The sequence below is a fragment of the Chitinophaga sp. genome (genome assembly GCF_017745275.1).
Taxonomy (GTDB): domain Bacteria; phylum Bacteroidota; class Bacteroidia; order Chitinophagales; family Chitinophagaceae; genus Chitinophaga.
In genome coordinates this window covers 1-19249 of the sequence record NZ_JAGHZS010000001.1, presented here as the reverse complement: position 1 = coordinate 19249, position 19249 = coordinate 1, and the positions used below count along the sequence as shown (strand labels likewise).

Sequence of the window (19249 nt, the reverse complement as noted above, 5' to 3'; positions counted from 1 at the left end):
TTTATTGTACCGGTCCCAGAAAGGTGGTACGTAAACGTGTAATTCTTTCGTTATGTTCATAGAGTCCTATGTAGAAAGTGGACTTGCGTTGATGCACCCTTGTTTTGGGTAATACAATGAAAAAGGTACCTTCTCCCTGTCCTTCTGCCTTCACATGAATTACGGGGTTGCCTATCATGGACACTATGCCGTTTTCATCTTCCAGCTTCAGTTCTATCGGGATATCTTTCGTGGTTTTATTAACCAGTTTAATGCGGTAGAGATTGGAGAGACTATCTGTGCCCTGTTCCTGGTACAGCATGCCTGCAGTGCGCATAATGGTACCACTTACCGGCTTACGGCTGCCCAGCATAAAGGTGATCACTATCAGCAGTAATGCCAGTATGGTGCTATATACTTTCAGCCTGGTAGTGAAGCGTAAAGGTTGTTTTTGAGCGATACCATTTTCGGAAGCATAGCGTATCAGCCCCTTTGCCCGACCGGTTTGTTCCATCATAAAATCGCAGGCATCAATACAGGCGGTACAGTTTACGCATTCCAGCTGGGTACCATTTCGTATGTCTATGCCTGTTGGGCATACTTTCACGCATTGCATACAGTCGATGCAATCGCCATGTGCACTTGTATCGGTTTTGCGGAACTTAGCACGGGGTTCTCCCCTTTCGTAGTCGTAGGCTACCAGTATGGAGTTTTTATCCAGTAATACACCCTGTAGGCGGCCGTATGGGCATACAATGGTACAGATCTGTTCCCGCATAAAAGCAAACACGCCATAGAACACACCGGAAAATACCAGCAACGCAATAAAGCCTCCTGTATGTGCGGATAGTGGCTCGGTGATGATACGGCCCAGTGCTTTTGCACCAATGATATATGCCAGGAACATATTGGCTATCAAAAACGACAATGCGTAAAAAGCCAGGTGCTTACCTGTTTTACGAATAATTTTATTGGTGTTCCAGGGCGATTGCTGCAGCATCCGCTGTGCCGCGGCATCGCCTTCTATCCAGTATTCCAGGCGGCGGAACAGCATTTCCATGAAGATGGTTTGTGGGCACATCCAGCCACAGAAAAGCCGTCCGAAAGCCATGGTAAATACTACAATGAAAATAATGAAAGCCAGCATGGCCAGCCCAAAGATGAAGAAGTCCTGTGGCCAGAAGATGGCACCGAAGAGAATGAATTTTCCCTCTATCACATTCAGCAGGAATAAGGGCCTGCCATTTATGGAAATAAACGGCAGGCTAAAGAAAACACTAAAATAGAAAAGACTCACCCAACTACGGATATTATACCAGCGGCCTTTAGGCTGCTTCGCAAAAATCCAGTTGCGCTTGCCTTGCTTATCAACGGTGGCTATCGTATCTCTGAATGTGCTGTTACTCATGTTTGTACTTTTTTATCCCTGCTTGCCTGCTTATTCTTTCTGTCCCTGTGCTTCTTTGGGATTAGGCGGATTGCTGCCATGGATCGACTTGACAAAGCTGGCCAGCTGCGCCAGTTGCTTCGGTGAAAAGTCTTCCTGCCAGGATTTCATCCCTTTATCCGCTACACCATATTTAATAGTTTTGAACACGTCGTTGATTTTACCGCCATGAAGCCAGTAGTCGTCCGTTAAGTTAGGACCCACTACTCCTTGCCCCTGTGGCCCATGACAGGGTGCACAACTGGCCACAAATATTTTTTGGCCGGCGGCGATATCGTTGGCGTCTGTCAGCAACACCACATTGTTTTCATCGATATTATTGGCCGCCTTCTTCAGGTATTCTTCTTTGGCAATAGCTGCTTTTTCTTCTGCGACTGCCAGTTCCTCCAGTTGATTGGGCGCAGAGTGGGTGATTTCTGTACGCCAGAAGTATACGATACCAAAGCATACGGTGAAAATGAATCCCCACTTCCACCATGGTGGTGTTGGATTATTCAGTTCATGGATGCCGTCAAAATCATGGCCCATGTCCTCATCTGCTTCTGCGGCCGCATCCAGGGTTTTGGTATTGTTTAATTTTTCAAACCAGGACACTTTAGGTTTACCTGGTACTGTTGCCTTCGCAGGTTTACGTTTCCGTTTGATACCTGCCAGGAAGCGCAATACAAACAGCAGGCTGATGATCACGGCCAGTTCCACGATGATCACAGATATCATCAGGTAAAAAGAGGTAGATGATAAACGGGTGAAATAAGGATTAGCTTCGGTAGTAACCACTGACGTTGCAAACGCCGACTGGCTAAGGAATACCAGGGAGATAACGCCGATGGTGATCAACGCTTTTCCGGCATCTTTCTTCATCTTCTCCCTAAAAATATCCATTGCTCCCAATACGGCATTACCAAGAATAATAATGGCCAGCAATAACCCACCAATAACCACCAGCAGCAACAACGCCACCGGATCATATAATTCAGAAGGAACATTGCTTCCGCTATCTGCAAAAGCCGGCAGTGCGCCTGATAAACAGCCGGCAAGTAGCTGTATAAATCGTTTATTCATACATTTTCTTTTACAAGGGATTAGTCTCATCATTGTCTAAAGGAATTCGGCTGATCCGATCCACCATTTTCTTATCTGCTTTAAAAGCCCATAGAGAAGCACCTATAAAGAAGGTAAACAACAGCAGCAGCGACGTCATCGGATATACGCTGATACCAGCTATGGATTCCAGATAGTTAATGAACTTCATGATGCGTTATTTAAAAGGTTGCATTATCGGTGACTGGAGCAGGTTTGGGCGCCAGCTTAATATCTTTACCCATGCGCTGCAGATAGGCAATCAATGCAATGATTTCACGATCTGCTTTGATAGGAAGTTTATCTTTCTGCAGGGAGGCCGCTATGTCCTGTGCCTGTTTGTCGAGATCGGTGATGGCTTGTCGCTCATAACCTGCTGTATAGGGCACGCCCAGCTTGCGCATTACATTGATCATCGCCGGTGTTTTACTTTTATCTACCCGGTCTTCAAACAGCCAGGGATAGGCAGGCATGATAGAACCAGGCGACATTGACGTAGGATCCAGCATGTGGTTAAAGTGCCAGGAGTCCGGGTATTTACCGCCTATGCGCGCCAAATCCGGGCCGGTACGTTTGGAGCCCCATTGGAAAGGGTGGTCATATACAAACTCACCAGCTTTGGAGTATTCGCCATAACGGGCCACTTCATCACGGAAAGGACGTATCATTTGAGAGTGACAGGTATAACAACCTTCTCTCAGGTAGATATCACGGCCATGTAGCTCCAATGGTGTATATGGTTTCACACTGCTGATAGTAGGTACATTGCTGTTGATGAGGAAGGTGGGCATCATTTCCAGTATGCCTCCAATGGCTACTACGATGAGACTGAATACCACCAGTTGCAGCGGACGGCGTTCTATCCAGTTATGCCAGTGTGCTTTACCATGTGTGGGAATTACTTTTGGCAATGGCGCCGCTTCAGCCGCTTCATTGGCTACGAAAGAGCCACGGCGAATGGTTTTGGTAAGATTCACAATCATCAGCGTCAACCCACTGAGATATAACACACCTCCTACTGCACGCAGCGCATACATAGGGACGATAGTAGTAACGGTTTCCAGGAACTGGTATTTCAGTTGTCCTTCTTCTGTAAACTGTTTCCACATCATACTTTGTGTAAAGGCTGCCCAGTAAAGCGGAATTACATAAAAGATAATGCCGAGGGTACCAATCCAGAAGTGGGTGTTAGCCCATTTACGGGAATATAGCTGTGTAGCAAATATGCGTGGAATCAGCCAGTAGAGAATACCGAAGGTCAGGAAACCATTCCAGCCCAGGGCGCCAACATGTACGTGGGCAATGGTCCAGTCGGTATAATGACTGATAGCATTTACATTTTTCAATGATAACATTGGTCCTTCGAAAGTGGCCATACCATAGCAGGTAAGCGCTACCACAAAGAACTTAAGAATAGCATCTTCTCTTACCCGGTCCCAGGCGCCGCGAAGCGTGAGTAAACCATTGAGCATACCTCCCCAGGATGGTGCAATGAGCATGACACTAAAGGCCGTTCCCAGCGACTGCGCCCATTCAGGTAAGGCTGTATACAGCAGGTGATGCGGGCCCGCCCAGATGTAAATAAAAATCAGTGACCAGAAGTGAATAATAGACCAGCGATAAGAATATACTGGTCTGTTAGCCGCTTTGGGAACGAAGTAATACATCAGGCCGAGGTAGGGCGTAGTGAGGAAGAAGGCCACCGCATTGTGTCCATACCACCATTGCACCAGCGCATCCTGTACACCCGCATACCAACTGTAACTTTTGAACAGGGATAAAGGGAATTCGAAAGAGTTAATAATATGTAACATCGCAATGGCTACCCAGGTGCCGATAAAGAACCAGATGGCCACGTATAAATGCGACTCGCGCCTGCGCAGAATAGTACCGAGCATATTTGCACCAAACACCAGCCAGATCAGCGTAATAGCGATATCAAACGGCCATTCCAGTTCTGCATATTCTTTACCGGTGGTGTAGCCGAGGAACAAGGTGAGCGCGCCACCGGCAATGATGGCCTGCCATCCCCAGAAATGTATTTTGCTCAGGAGATCGCTGAACATACGGGCTTTACACAGCCGTTGCAACGAGTAGTACACGCCCATGAATATACCATTACCCACAAAGGCAAAGATCACGGCATTGGTGTGTACGGGTCTCAGCCTGCCAAAAGTAATTGGGGCAAATCCAGCGTTAAGACCGGGGATCACCAGCTCCAGGGCGGCCCACAGACCTGCCAGCATGCCTATTAAACCCCAGAACACACAGGCGTAGGCAAACCATTTTACCGTGCGGTTGTCGTAATAAAATTTTTCGAGAGACATAGTGGTATTTAAAGGTGTTGATAAATGCGTTTATTCGTTTACGTTATCTTTCTTTTCATCAAACAGGATGCGGTGTGCCGGCGAGAAATCATCTTCGAACTGCCCGTTTTTTACAGACCAGATAAAAGCGGCCAGAAACCCCATTGCTACCAGTAAGCTGACTCCTAATAAAATGATGATAACGCCCATGGTTATGTTATTTAATGAGAATAAACCGGGTTGTTTCCAGTGCCTGCAAAGCGTGTATTTCGTTGGCCTGGAAAGAGAAAACATCCCCGGTTTCTAAAATTGTTATTTCTTCATTTAGCATAAAAGCGACTTTCCCTTCGAGTATTAATACCATCGCATTTTGCGGCGATGTATGTGGTGGAATCTGGTGCCCCTGCTGCATAATGAGCAGCGTGGCATCAAAGCGATTGGTTTTCAGAATAGCACAACTCTTCACTCTTTCATTTCCTGCTACCTGCATTACGTTCATACCTTTCATTTACAATTTGTTGTGAGGTAATACAATGTTGCATTCCCGGCATGCCTCACCCGCTGCGTGTAAACAGTCGTCTTTTTTTAGTGACTGTTTACACGCTCATTTCATGCGAGCTTAATTGAGGTTTGCTTAGATTATACTATGTATGTTTCGTGTGATAGCAAAGGTAATTCCTGCTACCGGCCACTACTATGACTTTACTCAATCAGGAATATGATTTTTATCATCCCTTTGGCGTAACGCGCCGTGGTTAAGCTTTTTGCCCTGCCATTCGCTGCAGGCATAAGTGATCAGTATAATGCTGATAGAGCTGGCAGGCATTAGGATAGCGGCAACTAACGGAGATAAAATCCCTTGTACCGCAAAGTATAACCCAGTAATATTATATAGGAGAGATAAAGCAAAACTCACCAGGATAATTCGCTTGTTGGCTTTACATAACTGTATGAAATTGAATAGTAAGGGCAGTTGTTCCGCCGCCATAATACCATCGCTGGCAGGTGTGAAATTGTTACTGTCTTCCGTTAAAGAAATGCCGATATCAGCTTGTTTTAGTGCTCCGGCATCATTGAGCCCATCGCCAATCATCATCACCTTTTTCCCTTGTTGTTGAAGAGAAATCACATAGGCAAGTTTATCGGCAGGTTGTTGTTCAAAGCGTAAGATCGCGTGGCCGCCCATGAGTTTTCGTAGCTGTGAGGCCGTGTTATTATTATCTCCGGAAAGTACAGACAGCGGATACTGTGTTTGCAGTTGTTGCATCAGTTGCCGTAATCCGCTACGATACGTGTTTTGGATAGTGAATGACCCCAAAAATTTTTCGTTAATGGATACATATACAACGCTACCATCGGGCTCGTTTTTTTTATAAGCGCCGGTGAAGTTGGCGTTACCGAGGCGAATAAAAAATCCATTTACCCAACCGCATACGCCCTTACCTGTAAAGTGTTGAAAATCATCTACTGTATTGTTGGCTGGGGTGCCGCAATATTGTACAATCGCCTGGCTGAGTGGATGGGTGGAGTGTGTGGCCAATACTGCAATTTGTTGTTCCTGTTCAGGTGTTAGCCGGGTACCATAATACATGACCGAGCTACCAGCTTTGCCGGTGAGCGTACCTGTTTTATCGAAGATGATATGCGTGGTGTCCGCCATGTTTTCGATAGCCTGCGCATTACGCAGGTAAAGTTTTTGGCGGCTGAGGATGCGTAGTATATGTCCGTTGGTAAATGAAGAGGCCAATAACAACGCACATGGACAGGCAATGATCAGGATCGCGGTAACGGCAGGCCATATACGCGCTGGTTCGTGAATAGCCCAGTAGCCAGCTGTGATAGCGGCAATGGATAATACTACCCAGGTAAAATACCGGCTTAGTAAATGAACAAACGACATGGGTTCCACCGCCTTTTGTTTCAGCTCATCGCGGTTCCACAAGCTGGTCAGATAGCTTTGGGCCACTTCTTTAATGGTCAGTATTTCAAGATTGCCTTCCAGTTGTCGCCCGCCGGCATAAATAATTTCGCCGATGGCTTTACTGACGGGGGCAGATTCGCCGGTAACAAAGCTGTAATCGATCAGGGCTTTGCCCCTTACAATGATGCCATCAGCCGGAATCAGTTCATTGTTATGAACCAGGATGGTATCGCCGGTTTTGATGGCAGGTAAGGTGGTGGGTATCTCCTGGTCGTCTTTAATAACGCTGACGGCTATAGGAAAATAGGCGGTATAATCTCTGTCAAAGGAAAGCCCCTGGTAGGTCTTGTCTTGTAAAACCCTCCCTATCAGCATAAAGAAAACGATGCCTGTCATAGAATCAAAGTAACCGGCATTTCCCTGTATTACTTCTACCAGGCTGCGGGTAAAAGTAACGAAGATGGCCAGTACAATAGGAACATCGATGTTCAGGAAACCGTGTTTTAATCCGCTCCAGGCGGATTTATAAAAGGCTTGTGCACTGTAGAGGAGTACGGGCAGCGCCAGTGCCAGGTTCATATAACGGAAAAGACTGTTGAAGGTGGCGTCCAGTCCCCCGGCGCTGGCAAAATAGTCCGGGAAGCTTAGCAGCATGATATTACCGAAACAAAATCCGGCTACCCCCAGCTGATATACCAGTGTACGATTGGGCCCCGGCTTTTTATGTTGCAGGTCCTGCAAGCTGATATAGGGTTCATATCCAATAGCAGTGAGTGTTTCCGCTACCTTCCGTAGTGAAGTAGCCGGATGAGAGAAGATGATCAGTACTTCTTTCTTACTAAAGTTAACGGTTACACGTTGTACGCCTGCTTCCAGTTTGTGTAAATTTTCCAGCAGCCACAAGCAGGAGCTGCAGTGGATTTGTGGGATATAGAAATTTACGTGCGCTTGTGTATCGTCTTTGTATAAGTATAACTGCTGTGCAATTTTTTCATCATCCAAAAAGGCAAACTTATCGCTTCGCACAGTGATACGTTGATTCACACCGGGTTTGTTATTAAGATCGTAGTACTCGCAAAGGTCGTACTGGTGTAATATTTCATACACCGTTTTACAGCCCTGGCAGCAGAATACTTTTTCCTGTAGTGTAATATCGGGATCGGTGCAGTCTTCCCCGCAATGGTAGCAGGTGACAGACGTTTGCGTATGCGAAGAGGTAGCCATTAGTTTATAATTACGTAGTTAATATTTTGTTGGGAGATGATCATCGTATGTCCGTGAGAGCGGCAGGTAGGAAAATGGAATTTATTGGCAATTACACGGCACAGGTTTCCGGGCGGGCGTTTGTGAAAATTGATGATAGCATAAGAGAACATGGCAGATGTTTTACTGATACAAAAGTATCGGTAGCCGCGAGGGGGTACAATGACATGCGTCAAGGAAGAATATGATATTTATCACATTAGCTGGCCCATTATGGGGTTAGCGAAAGGAAAGGACGTGGTTAGTCCTGTAGGTTGGCGGTCCTGATAATTTCAGTGAGGTTGAGCAGGCGGATTTTTTTGCCTTCGAGTTCTATCATGCCATCTTTCCTGAATTCGGAGAGCAGGCGGATAGCGGATTCGGTGGCGGTGCCTACAAGGTTGGCGATTTCTTCGCGGGAGAGGCGTACGCTGAGGGTTTGGCCATCGGCTTCGAGGCCGTAGGTTTCCCTGATAAAGAGGATGGTTTCTGCAAGACGTTCTCTTACCGGTTTCTGGGCCAGGTGAGTAATTCTCAGTTCTGCTTTGCGTAATTCACTGGATAGGATGCGCATCATTTCAAAGGAAAGGGACGCATCTTTCTGTAGTACGCTGAGAAACAGATCTTTAGGTACGAAGCAGATAGAAGAATCTTCCAGTGCGGTAGCGGTGGCGGTATATCGTTCGTTACTCAGCAGTGCTTTATAACCCATGATATCACCGGCTTTGACCAGGCGGATAATTTGTTCGCGTCCATCGTCGCCACTGTGGGAGAGTTTGATTTTGCCATCGTTAATACAATAAACGCCGAAGGGATAAGCTCCTTCGTGGAAGATGACCTGTCCTTTTTTATAGACAGAGCATACCTTTGCCTCTGAAATTTGCTCCAGATTGCATAGTTCCGCTTTGCAGAATATTGATGAAAAACGATCCTTACAGTGTTGGCACGAAGGATTGTGGAACGATGTAGCCATAATCAATTTGCAAAAGTACTAATTTACGGCTCCTTAACCAAAGCAAAGTATTCGTGGCGCTTAATTATTATATTATATATAAACCATATGAGGTGTTGACACGCTTTACCCCCGAAGGGAATAAGGCTTGCCTGGCAGATTATTTCAAAGTGCCGTCAGATGTGTATCCTGTAGGACGACTGGATTACGACAGTGAAGGCCTGCTTATCCTCACCAATGATAAAGCGCTTAATCAAAGGCTGCTCCTGCCCAGCCGGGCTCACGAAAGAGAATATTGGGTACAGGTAGATGGCGCCGTTACTCCGGAAGCCATACACCAACTACAGGCGGGAGTGCAGATTAATGTGGATGGAAAGCTGTATCGTACCAAACGTTGTAAAGCAGCCATCTTTACCGAAGAACCCGTGTTGCCGCCCCGCAACCCTCCTATCCGCTTTCGTAAAAGCATCCCCGCCCCCTGGATCCGGATGGTGCTGACAGAGGGGAAGAACCGGCAGGTAAGACGTATGACCGCGGCCGTTGGCTTTCCTACGTTGAGGCTTGTCCGTTACCGCATGGAAGACATTACCATCGCTGGCATGCAGTCGGGAGATATCATCCAGTTGAGCCGGGAAGAGATTTATAGAAAGCTGAAAGCATAAAGCTCCGGGCAAAAAGCTATTGAAGCGAAGATCTGCTCTGATCTTCGCTTCAATAGCTTTTTGCTTTAGGCTTTCCGCTTTCAGCTTTTTTAACTAGGTTTGTCACCTACAAATTTCTATTATGCTGAAATCAATGACCGGCTTCGGAAGGGCGGAAAGCACAAGAGGCGAAACTAGTATCGTAGTGGAGATCAAATCGCTGAATGGTAAGCAGTTTGAAGTGAATCTGAAGTTTTCTCCTTTGTTGAAACCCTATGAATTCGACATCCGTACCCTGATGCAACAAACCCTGCAACGCGGTACCCTGGATGCAACGATCAATATCCGTCAGAATGGCGCTACCCGACCGGTTGTGATTAATACTGATCTCGCAAAATATTATTACCAGTCTATCACCACGCTGGCCGACCAACTGGATTTACCACAGAGTGATATGCTTAATGTGCTGATGAAGTTACCGGAAGTGGTAAGCCCGGCTACAGAGCAAATGACAGACGAAGAGTGGAAAGATGTGGAAAGCACATTGCGTCAGGCATTAACAGATCTGGATACTCATCGTATTGATGAAGGACAGATGCTGGAAGCGGATCTGAAACAGCGCATAGAAAATATTGACGCGTCTATGCAAAAGGTACGTGAACTGGATCCGTTGCGTAAAGACCGTATCCGTCAACGCCTGGAAGGCTTGCTGGCAGAGCATGTGGGCAAGGAAAACGTAGACAGCAACCGTCTTGAACAGGAACTCATCTTCTATCTGGAAAAACTTGATATCTCAGAAGAATTGTCCCGCCTGGAAAATCACCTGCGCTATTTCATGGAAATATTGAAAGACACAGATGCAGCCAAAGGCAAGAAACTGGGATTTGTTTTACAGGAAATAGGTCGTGAAATAAATACCACCGGCTCCAAAGCCAATGATGCCGGGATACAACAATGGGTGGTGCTGATGAAGGATGAATTGGAAAAAGCCAAAGAACAAGTTTTAAACGTTTTATAGTAAGGCGAATACCATATGAACAAACTATTTCTGGCCACAGCAGGGTTGTTATTATTGGCTGCAGCCTGCAAGCCGCCTAAATTAGACACTTATGAGAAGAACCTGGAGATTCCGGGGCATGAGTGGTCCTATGATTATAAACCGTCTTTTGAAGTAAAAATAACACCGGAAGACACCGCAAACCTGTACAATATTTACGTCAATATCCGGCATACAGACGCCTATCCTTATAGCAATATCTGGCTGGTGGTAGGCACGCAAACGCCGGGCGATAGTACGGTGAAGGAGCAACGCGTAGAGCTGCCCCTCGCCGATGTAACAGGTAAATGGGCAGGTTCTGGTCTGGATGATATTTATGAACACCGGGTTTTCATACAACAGCGCGCCATTCTCAATAAACCAGGTATTTACAAGTTTACCTTTGAACAGAATATGCGGCAAAACCCGCTACCCCATGTGATGAATGTTGGCTTGCGGGTTGAGAAAGCCGGTACCAGGCAATGATGAAGAAGATTTTCCATAAAATGCAGGAGGGCAAATCTGTTTCCCTCGTTTATTTTTTAGTACTGGCATATACCATCGCTGCCCTGGTATGGTGGGGCATTCTGCTGTTCAGGCAAAGTGAACAGATCAGCGGCTTTGAACGAAAAAATCTTTATTTACGGGTAGATAGTCTAGCCCAGCCTGTTGAACATCAGCTGGAACTACAGCGGATTAACAAGGAAGAGCACATGCGCTCTTTCAAATACCTGGGCGAAGGCGTTATCTTCCTGGGTATCATTTTACTCGGCGCACTCTTTGTATATAGGGCCGTGTGGAAATATATGAAGCTCAGCCGGCAGCAGCAAAACTTTATGATGGCAGTAACGCATGAACTGAAATCACCCATTGCCGCCGCTAAGCTCAATCTTGAAACCATCCGGAAACACCGGCTGGATGAGGAAAAGCAGTTGAAGCTCATTAATAATACCATTCGTGAAACCAATCGCCTGGATCAGCTCTGTAATAATATTCTGCTGGCAGCGCAACTGGAAACACATAAGTATCAGCTGTATAAAGAACCACTCGACTTTTCAGCACTGGTAACCAACAGCATCAAAGACCTGGACGGCCGTATTGGTACCCACCAGATACAAGCCCAGATTTTACCAGATGTATGGCTTGAGGGCGACAAACTAACGTTGCAGATTATACTGAGTAACCTGGTGGAAAATGCCGCGAAGTATGCACCTAAGAATACCACCATCATTGTAAAACTCTTTGAAAGCGGCGGAAACCTAAAGTTGCAGGTAATCGATGAAGGACCGGGGATACCGGAGGAAGAAAAAGCAAGAATCTTCCTGAAATTTTACCGGGTAGGAAATGAAAACACCCGCAAAGCCAAAGGATCTGGCCTGGGCCTGTTCCTCACCGCCAAAATAGTGGAACAACATGGTGGCAATATCATCGTGAAGGATAATACACCTGCCGGTAGCTGCTTTGAAATAACCTTGCCTGAATATTCCGTGCAAACGGCGTAAATTAGATAACGAATTGAGGAATACCAGAGAATCCGGATTCGATGTAACATCAAACAATAACACATGAAGGAAGCGACAAAGGCATCAATACTGCTGGTGGAGGATGAAGAAAATCTTCAGGAAGCGCTGAAGCTGAACCTGGAGCTGGAAGGATATGAGGTAACAGCAGTCGACAACGGCACAGCTGCGCTGAAAGCAGTTAAAAACGAATATTTCGATCTCATTATACTGGATATTATGTTGCCGGAGATGGATGGCATCGCGGTATGCGAAAATATCCGCATCCAAAATAACGAAATACCCATCCTGTTCCTCAGCGCTAAAAATAGTAGCGCCGACCGGGTACTTGGACTCAAAAAAGGTGGCGACGACTATATGACCAAGCCGTTTAACCTGGAAGAACTGCTGCTGCGCGTGGAAAAACTCATTGTAAAAAATAAGAAGATCCAGGATAAAGACAGCGTTCCCAATGTATACCGCTTCGGAGATAATATGATCGACTTTGCCGCACAGGAATGCGTAGGTAAAGACGGCAAGCACTATGAGCTGAGTAAGAAAGAAGCCATGTTGTTGAAATTGCTGATCGAAAACAAAGGAGAAGTAGTTACCCGTGAAAAGATACTGCAGGTGGTTTGGGGCTACAACGTATACCCTACCACACGTACCATCGATAACTTTATTCTCAACTTCCGGAAATACTTCGAAGAAGACAGCCGTAACTCCCGCTACTTCCACTCAGTAAGAGGTGTTGGATATAAATTTACAGAAGCATAAAAAGAGCTTTTAGCAGTTAGCTTTTGGTAAATGCAGCGAATAACAAACCTATCATGATAGCTGCAAAATTTACTAAAAGCTAATGCCTAACAGCTAAAAGCTATTCCGCCACTTTTCACCCCATTCTCCCCGTTTTCCTTTAAATTTCTACCTCGTAGTAAATCCCCCTTTCTTACGGAGATTAATTAGCCGATATTTATTTCGCTTATATGAGAAGATAATCTTCCGGTAAACCTAAAACGTGGCACATTACTACTTAGAAATAGTCTTTGCGGCGGAGTGGCCGTTCTGGCTGTTTTTTTTGTTAAGTCTCGTTACCCTAATCGTCTTTTTTATCCTCCGGGAAAGAAAAATCAGGAGAGCCTCAGCGAAAGAAATAACCAAACACCATGCACTGATCAACCTGGAACTACATGCCTTCCAGGCGCAAATGGACCCGCATTTTATATTCAATAGCCTCAACGCTATTCATCATTATATTCTTACTACCAGTACAGATATGGCCTCCCTGTATCTGACCCGGTTTTCCCGCCTGATGCGGCTGATGATCGGCAATTTCAATAAAGAATGGATATCCCTGCAGGATGAGCTGGATGCCCTTGAATTGTATATACAGCTGGAACAGTTGCGCTTCGATGAACAATTCAAATACCAATTGAATGTACAACCAGAGGTCAACAAACAATTCACGCTCATCCCTCCCCTGATCATCCAGCCATATGTGCAATATGCTATCTGGCACCGTATTCTGCTACGGCCCGAAAAAACCGGCGGAGAACTGGTGATTACCATCTGCAAAGAAAAAGACCGGCTGTTTATCCAGTTGGAAGACAATGGTATCCTGATCACAGAAGTACTGGACAGCACCGGCGAGCGGCAAGCCTCCGGGATTGACATTGCCGCGGAACGATTATACATGATGAGCGAAAAATACCATATGCAGGCCAGCATAAAAGCCTTACAGGTATATAACGCCGAACAGCGCCCTACCGGTAACCGCCTCATTATCAGCATGCAACACGTTGGCACCCGTCAATCCCTGGCGGGCTGAGTCTTTAATTGGTAATATGCAGGTAATTGCTTAATTTCTACATGGATTTTTTTTGAATAAAACGACCATACTGGCAGATACCTACAATCTGTAATACCGGGAACACTCATATAATCTGACTCAAATGCGTACCATTATCGTGGACGACGAAAAACATAGTCGGGATGCATTGCAAATGATGCTGGAGAGATATTGCCCGCACGTGCAAGTCCTGGCAGTTTGTAATAACGGTGTTTCTGCCGTTTCCGCTATTAATGAACTACGCCCTCAGCTGATTTTCCTCGACGTGGAAATGCCCGGTATGGACGGATTCGAAGTACTGGAATCCTGCAGTCATCACGACTTTATCGTGATTTTTATTACTGCTTACGACCAGTACGCCCTGCAAGCCATTCACCACAGCGCATTGGATTATCTTCTTAAACCCATTGACATTACAGAGCTGAAACAGGCCGTGGAGAAAGCCGGCCAGCAAGCCCGTGCCGGTAGCCGGGAAAAGGTGGCGGCATTGCTGCAGTTCCTGCAGGAGCAGTTGCATCAGCAGGAAAGACTGGCCCTGCCAACCCTCGATGGACTGCGTATGGTATCTGCCCGGAATATTATTTATTGCAAATCTGCCGGTAGCCAAACCCGGCTGCATTTACAGAACCCAGATATGTCTGTGATGGTATGCCGCACCCTCCCTGAAATGGAGGAATGGCTGTCTGATAAAGGCTTTTTCAGGGTGCATAGCAGCTTCCTGGTAAACCTGTCCTTTATGGATAAGTATATTAAAGGAGATGGCGGCGAAATAATTATGTGCGATGGTTTTAGCATTCCGGTCGCCCGCGAAAAGAAACACGACTTCCTCCTGCGTATAGAACGGTTATAAACGCTTGATATAAGCGCAACTGATCCATCCGTTTTTGCCGTCTGCCAGCTCTATTTTACAGAAATCTGCGGTGGCATCGGTAATATGTACTTTCATGCCCTCTCCTACTTCAAACGCATCACGACTGTTTTCATCAGGGGATGTTTTTGCCTTGATATTGCTGTTCATCACAATACCAGATTGATGATTGTTGGAGGTAAGATAAGTATCAACAGCCATGAGCAGATACAGCGCAAATAAAGCGCCCAGCGCATAGTTGCCCCAGCGCAGGAATTTATTTTTCCACCCGGGAACATAAGTATTGAGTAAGATACCAGCTATCAGCAACCACCAGAACAGCACCGTGCCTATTGCCCATCCATTGGCTTTATGAAGATGTTGTAACTGTAGCCACCACTGTTGGAAAAATACCAACGGCAATTCTTCTACAAAGCCATTTACTTTCTGGTTGGCAATAGCGAGATTATGTTTTACAGCTGCATCGTTGGGCGACAACTGCAATGCTTTTTCATAGTTATATATCGCCTGCCCGTTTTTGCCTGCTTTGTACCAGGCATTGCCGGCATTGAAGTACAGCTCTTTTTGAGTATGTCCTTCATCCAGCAACTGTTGATAGGTTTTGGCAGCTTCGGTATACTTGCTTTGACTGAAAAGCTGGTTGGCCTGCTCAAAGCGTTGCTGCGGGCTGCTTTGAGTTGTTTGTGCCTGGCTAACGATGGCTGTCAGCAGCCAGGCTATTGCTAAAAAGAATGATTTAGTATGTGGGTAGTTCCGCATTTTCGCCTTTCATTAAGTAGTTAATTCTTCAATGCTCCTTCCAGGTTAGTGATAATGGTCACCGCCTGTTCGTAGGTACCCTGCATTTTGCGATTGTCCTGCCCTGGCGCATAAAGGGCCACTTCACAGTTATCTATCAGGTTAAACAGGTCGTGGGTATTGCTACCGTTAATGCTGCGGGCGCTCAATTTATCCTGTACCAGTTGTTTACTCAGATCGGCCATGGGTATTTTCAGTTTGGAACTGAGGTATCCCCAAACGGCGCGGGAGGTTTCTTCGTAAAATGCTTTATCCTTTCCTTCTTTCAGGTAACGGGCAGCCAGTTCAAGTCTTTTCAGTGCTACTTTGTTGGCGTAGCGATGCTTCAGCATGGCAGCATTGGTGGTATTGTAATCTTTTCTGCGTTTGTAGAAGATAAGGCCTGCAGCAATCAGTACTGGCAGCAACAGTAAGATGTAGAACCATGGGCTGAGCAGGAACCAGCTATGATTCCGGGTCCAATCGGGTATACCCGTACTGTTTCTCACCAGTTCATTTTTGCCGGCGCTGAAGTCCTGTTTATCCTGTTTAATATGTTTGCCTTGCTCGATGTGTACCGGGAATGGTTGGGAGCGCAGTGTTTTATAGCTGTTGGCTACCGGATCGAAGTAAGAGAATTCCACTGCCGGAATAGTATGATCACCCGCTTCCTGCGGCATCAGTACATATTCGAAAGTACGGCTGCCGGAGAGTGGGTTGCTGTTCTTTTCTATATTGTCTGTTACTTTAGGATCGTATTTGTCGAAGCCGGTAGGCACCTCTATTTTAGGAGAGTTGAGCAGGTTTACGTTACCCTGGCCACTGACGGTAACTTTAAGGGTCAGTGCATCGTCAGTTGTTAATTTGTTTTTATCGATAACGGCGGTCATGTTGAATTTACCAACGGCGCCATTGTAGCTCACCGGGCGATCTTCAACAGGAACGGGTTTCACGTTTATTTTAATCGGGGCGCTCTGTATTTTGTACGGAACGTCCTGGTATTCTGTTTCGGGACGGTTAAAGAAGTCATCAAAGAAGGGATCTTTAAAAGCCGGGTCATTGAAGAAATCTTCAAACGGATCTTTTGGGCGATTACCTCCTTTTTTGCTTACCAGTTTCACGAGTCGTACCTGGTTATCTACTTCCACCGGGTCCAGCTCCAGGGTTCCGGACTGTAGTGGGAACAGGAGTGTTTTGCGGATAGTGAATACCTTATATGGGATGCCGTTGATCCTTTCTTCGGTGGCCTGTGGTGGGTTCGGCAGTTCAATATCTTTAGCGGAGAAGCCTTTGAATGCCGGAACTTTTGTAACGCTTGAATTCGTTGGGAGACGGGTATACAGTTTATACGTGGCCGTTAGTTGTTCGCCTTCGTATAAATTGGTTTTATCTACATCTACCTTCAGGAAAATATTTTTCTTCAGTTTTTCATTGATATCTTCTCCTTTCTTCAGGAAGCCTTCCGGGAGGTCTTCTCCACCGCTTTGTCCGCGGTGTGGCGGGAATCCGGCAGATGGTGAAGGCGATTGCTGCTGTTGTGGCTGCGCATTGCCTTTTCTTACTTCAATTAAAACCGGGTTTGATTTAACGATGTTACCGTTTACGCGGGCCTGTGCGCCGGCGATGGTAAAGCTGCCCACGTGCTTGGGTTGTAGCAGGTAACTTAATGCAATATATTCAGAACGTTTGCCATTGAAGATGGATTGTCCCTGCATTTGCGAAGGACCTTGTAATACTTCAAAGTCTTTAAAGCTGGGTGGTGTAAAGCTGGCAACGTTCACCCCATTTTCCAGCATAAATTGGATCTGGAAAGGTTCGTCCTGCGTCACGGTGTTATTGCTCACAGTAGTCGTAAAGCGGAACTCTTGCGCGGAGGCGCAGGCAACCAGTCCTAAACAAAACAAAATGGAGTAAATACACTTCCTTATGCTATATCTGTACATCATAATTATGTCAACAAATTTAACCAAAGCCGCGCCTGAAGCGCTGTACGCCGCCGTTAAAAGTTAGTTAAAACATTTTAATATGTTCTTATTTAGTTATTTAGATAATATGTCTTGAATGTGTATCTCTAAATAACATATTTCCGAAATAAGGAAGGTGTTAAATATCGCCCAGCATAGGTCTGAGCATAATTTCCTCGATAACGGTTTGTTTGGCGAGGGTCCAGGCAGACCAGATCACGCTGGCGATGTCTTCCGCTGGCATGAGCCTGTCAGGAGGTGCATCAAAGCCTTCCCAGGAAGCGGTAAGGGTTGGACCGGGACTTACCGCAGTAACCCGGATATTATGTGGCATTAATTCTTTCCGCAGGTTTTTGGTAAAGCCCAGCAGGGCATATTTGGTGATGCTATAGGAGCCTCCGTTAGGATAGGCGGCATAGCTGGCCGTAGAGCACATATTGAAGATATGACCTTTGCGTTCGCTGATCATAGCGGGTAATAAGGATCTTGTGAGATGATAAGCGCTGTAAACATTCACTGCCATCAACTTTTCCAGCAGGCCTTCAGCTTCTTCATGGAGACTACCAGGCACAAATATGCCGGCATTATTTACAAGGATATCTACAGCAGGGAACGTGAATTTAATTTTTTCTGCGAAGGCCAGTACCTGTGATTTATCTTCCATATCTACCACTTCCGCCAACACGGTTACTGCCGGATTTTGCTGTTGAATATCTGCTTTAGCCATTTCCAGGGTGGCGGCATTTCTTGCACAAATGGCCACATTAAAGCCTTCCAGCGCCAGTTTTTCCGCAATGGCTTTTCCAATGCCTTTGCTGGCGCCTGTAATTACTGCATTCATAGTGTCGTTGATTAGTGCAGTAAAATAAGCAATTTACTGTTAACATAAGGCCGCGCTTCCTGCCTTCTGGGAGGTATTTTGTACCTTTGCGGCGTCATGAGGTACAAACATCTTTTCTTTGACCTGGATCATACCCTCTGGGACTTTGAAACCAACGAACAGGAAACCTTGCTGGAGCTGTACAACAGCCATGCTTTAGAGCGTAGAGGAATACCATCTTTTGAGGCGTTTTCCGTTTCCTATGTGGAGCACAACGAGCGTTTGTGGGATCGTTTCCGCAAAGGATTCATTACCCGCCGTGAATTGCGCGACAAGCGTTTTCGCCTTACCCTGGTGGATTTCAAGATTGGAGATGAAAAGCTGACCCAACAGATCAGTGAAGAGTTCCTGCAAATATTGCCGTATAAAAAAGCATTATTTCCGGAAGCAAAAGAAACGCTGGAATACCTGGCAGCAAAGGAATATCCCATGCACATGATCACCAATGGGTTTGAAGAAACCCAATTGTTGAAAATGAAAAATGCAGGAATTGATCACTTCTTTACACACATCATTACCTCCGAACTGGCCGGTAGTCTTAAGCCTTACCGGGAAATTTTCGACTTTGCCCTCGGCAAAGCCGGGACACATGCAGGAGAAAGTATTATGATCGGAGATGCGATGGAGCTGGATATCAAAGGGGCGCACACAGTAGGAATGGATCAGGTGTATTTTAACCCTGCCAAGCCACCAGTGGATTTTCAGCCCACTTATGTGATTGGACATCTGAAGGAACTGCGGGAAATATTGTAGAAGCCGAAAGCATAAAGCTGAAAGCAAAAAGCTATAAAAGCGAATGACCAGAGCG

The 19249-nt window shown here is 46.0% G+C and carries 19 protein-coding genes; 8 read left to right on the top strand and 11 right to left on the bottom strand.

Annotated features, from left to right (window positions below):
* Position 1: 1 nt before the first annotated feature.
* From ccoG to J7623_RS00060, 8 genes are all read right to left on the bottom strand, one after another.
* Entirely contained in the window at positions 2-1387 is a 1386-nt protein-coding gene (ccoG, locus tag J7623_RS00095; protein WP_291915722.1) for a cytochrome c oxidase accessory protein CcoG, read from the bottom strand.
* A gap of 30 nt (positions 1388-1417) precedes the next feature.
* A complete protein-coding gene (locus J7623_RS00090) occupies positions 1418-2488 on the bottom strand; it encodes a cbb3-type cytochrome c oxidase N-terminal domain-containing protein (protein ID WP_291915718.1) in 1071 nt (356 codons plus the stop codon).
* A gap of 10 nt (positions 2489-2498) precedes the next feature.
* Positions 2499-2678: a CcoQ/FixQ family Cbb3-type cytochrome c oxidase assembly chaperone gene (locus J7623_RS00085; protein ID WP_291915715.1), complete on the bottom strand. Its 180-nt coding sequence runs from the start codon at positions 2676-2678 to the stop codon at positions 2499-2501.
* Positions 2679-2688: 10 nt separating this feature from the next.
* Positions 2689-4833 carry a cytochrome-c oxidase, cbb3-type subunit I gene (ccoN, locus tag J7623_RS00080; protein ID WP_291915712.1) on the bottom strand — a complete coding sequence of 715 codons (2145 nt, stop codon included), beginning with the start codon at positions 4831-4833 and terminating at the stop codon, positions 2689-2691.
* 30 nt (positions 4834-4863) lie between these two features.
* Entirely contained in the window at positions 4864-5022 is a 159-nt protein-coding gene (ccoS, locus tag J7623_RS00075) for a cbb3-type cytochrome oxidase assembly protein CcoS (RefSeq protein ID WP_291915710.1), read from the bottom strand.
* 7 nt (positions 5023-5029) lie between these two features.
* Complete coding sequence (locus J7623_RS00070) at positions 5030-5320, bottom strand: cupin domain-containing protein (protein WP_291915707.1); 291 nt, start codon at positions 5318-5320, stop codon at positions 5030-5032.
* A 198-nt stretch (positions 5321-5518) separates the two neighbouring features.
* The gene (locus J7623_RS00065) at positions 5519-7957 is read right to left on the bottom strand and encodes a heavy metal translocating P-type ATPase metal-binding domain-containing protein (RefSeq protein WP_291915704.1); all 2439 of its coding nucleotides are present in this window, start codon (positions 7955-7957) and stop codon (positions 5519-5521) included.
* 280 nt (positions 7958-8237) lie between these two features.
* Complete coding sequence (locus J7623_RS00060; protein ID WP_291915701.1) at positions 8238-8948, bottom strand: Crp/Fnr family transcriptional regulator; 711 nt, start codon at positions 8946-8948, stop codon at positions 8238-8240.
* Between the two features lie 53 nt (positions 8949-9001).
* Here J7623_RS00060 and J7623_RS00055 point away from each other — a divergent pair, with 53 nt between their 5' ends.
* The 7 genes from J7623_RS00055 (at position 9002) to J7623_RS00025 (ending at position 14802) form a co-directional block, all read left to right on the top strand.
* Positions 9002-9589 carry a pseudouridine synthase gene (locus tag J7623_RS00055; RefSeq protein ID WP_291915700.1) on the top strand — a complete coding sequence of 196 codons (588 nt, stop codon included), beginning with the start codon at positions 9002-9004 and terminating at the stop codon, positions 9587-9589.
* A 121-nt stretch (positions 9590-9710) separates the two neighbouring features.
* Complete coding sequence (locus J7623_RS00050) at positions 9711-10586, top strand: YicC/YloC family endoribonuclease (protein WP_291915697.1); 876 nt, start codon at positions 9711-9713, stop codon at positions 10584-10586.
* 15 nt (positions 10587-10601) lie between these two features.
* Positions 10602-11090, top strand: a complete 489-nt coding sequence (locus tag J7623_RS00045; protein ID WP_291915696.1) for a gliding motility lipoprotein GldH — start codon at positions 10602-10604, stop codon at positions 11088-11090.
* Entirely contained in the window at positions 11087-12106 is a 1020-nt protein-coding gene (locus J7623_RS00040; protein ID WP_291915694.1) for an ATP-binding protein, read from the top strand. Before J7623_RS00045 ends, J7623_RS00040 begins: the two co-directional genes overlap by 4 nt.
* A 63-nt stretch (positions 12107-12169) precedes the next feature.
* On the top strand, positions 12170-12880 hold the full coding sequence (locus J7623_RS00035; protein ID WP_291915691.1) for a response regulator transcription factor: 711 nt from the start codon (positions 12170-12172) through the stop codon (positions 12878-12880).
* Between the two features lie 241 nt (positions 12881-13121).
* Positions 13122-13931 (top strand): histidine kinase, encoded by an 810-nt coding sequence (locus J7623_RS00030; RefSeq protein ID WP_291915689.1) that lies wholly within the window; start codon positions 13122-13124, stop codon positions 13929-13931.
* Between the two features lie 124 nt (positions 13932-14055).
* Complete coding sequence (locus J7623_RS00025; protein WP_291915687.1) at positions 14056-14802, top strand: response regulator; 747 nt, start codon at positions 14056-14058, stop codon at positions 14800-14802.
* Here J7623_RS00025 and J7623_RS00020 read toward each other — a convergent pair.
* The 3 genes from J7623_RS00020 to J7623_RS00010 form a co-directional block, all read right to left on the bottom strand.
* Entirely contained in the window at positions 14797-15579 is a 783-nt protein-coding gene (locus J7623_RS00020) for a tetratricopeptide repeat protein (protein WP_291915684.1), read from the bottom strand. The genes J7623_RS00025 and J7623_RS00020 overlap by 6 nt on opposite strands.
* 20 nt (positions 15580-15599) lie before the next feature.
* Positions 15600-17543, bottom strand: a complete 1944-nt coding sequence (locus tag J7623_RS00015) for a BatD family protein (RefSeq protein WP_291915680.1) — start codon at positions 17541-17543, stop codon at positions 15600-15602.
* A 157-nt stretch (positions 17544-17700) separates the two neighbouring features.
* A complete protein-coding gene (locus J7623_RS00010; RefSeq protein ID WP_291915678.1) occupies positions 17701-18402 on the bottom strand; it encodes an SDR family oxidoreductase in 702 nt (233 codons plus the stop codon).
* Between the two features lie 96 nt (positions 18403-18498).
* Here J7623_RS00010 and J7623_RS00005 point away from each other — a divergent pair, with 96 nt between their 5' ends.
* Positions 18499-19194, top strand: a complete 696-nt coding sequence (locus tag J7623_RS00005; protein ID WP_291915676.1) for a YjjG family noncanonical pyrimidine nucleotidase — start codon at positions 18499-18501, stop codon at positions 19192-19194.
* The last annotated feature ends 55 nt before the right edge of the window (positions 19195-19249 follow it).

Coding starts and splice junctions, on each gene's coding strand:
- J7623_RS00085 (WP_291915715.1), bottom strand. CDS start 2,678: ATGAAGTTCATTAACTATCTGGAATCCATAGCTGGTATCAGCGTATAT.
- J7623_RS00070 (WP_291915707.1), bottom strand. CDS start 5,320: ATGAAAGGTATGAACGTAATGCAGGTAGCAGGAAATGAAAGAGTGAAG.
- J7623_RS00065 (WP_291915704.1), bottom strand. CDS start 7,957: ATGGCTACCTCTTCGCATACGCAAACGTCTGTCACCTGCTACCATTGC.
- J7623_RS00040 (WP_291915694.1), top strand. CDS start 11,087: ATGATGAAGAAGATTTTCCATAAAATGCAGGAGGGCAAATCTGTTTCC.
- ccoN (WP_291915712.1), bottom strand. CDS start 4,833: ATGTCTCTCGAAAAATTTTATTACGACAACCGCACGGTAAAATGGTTT.
- J7623_RS00020 (WP_291915684.1), bottom strand. CDS start 15,579: ATGCGGAACTACCCACATACTAAATCATTCTTTTTAGCAATAGCCTGG.
- ccoS (WP_291915710.1), bottom strand. CDS start 5,022: ATGGGCGTTATCATCATTTTATTAGGAGTCAGCTTACTGGTAGCAATG.
- J7623_RS00090 (WP_291915718.1), bottom strand. CDS start 2,488: ATGAATAAACGATTTATACAGCTACTTGCCGGCTGTTTATCAGGCGCA.
- J7623_RS00060 (WP_291915701.1), bottom strand. CDS start 8,948: ATGGCTACATCGTTCCACAATCCTTCGTGCCAACACTGTAAGGATCGT.
- J7623_RS00010 (WP_291915678.1), bottom strand. CDS start 18,402: ATGAATGCAGTAATTACAGGCGCCAGCAAAGGCATTGGAAAAGCCATT.
- J7623_RS00005 (WP_291915676.1), top strand. CDS start 18,499: ATGAGGTACAAACATCTTTTCTTTGACCTGGATCATACCCTCTGGGAC.
- J7623_RS00025 (WP_291915687.1), top strand. CDS start 14,056: ATGCGTACCATTATCGTGGACGACGAAAAACATAGTCGGGATGCATTG.
- ccoG (WP_291915722.1), bottom strand. CDS start 1,387: ATGAGTAACAGCACATTCAGAGATACGATAGCCACCGTTGATAAGCAA.
- J7623_RS00015 (WP_291915680.1), bottom strand. CDS start 17,543: ATGATGTACAGATATAGCATAAGGAAGTGTATTTACTCCATTTTGTTT.
- J7623_RS00050 (WP_291915697.1), top strand. CDS start 9,711: ATGCTGAAATCAATGACCGGCTTCGGAAGGGCGGAAAGCACAAGAGGC.
- J7623_RS00035 (WP_291915691.1), top strand. CDS start 12,170: ATGAAGGAAGCGACAAAGGCATCAATACTGCTGGTGGAGGATGAAGAA.
- J7623_RS00045 (WP_291915696.1), top strand. CDS start 10,602: ATGAACAAACTATTTCTGGCCACAGCAGGGTTGTTATTATTGGCTGCA.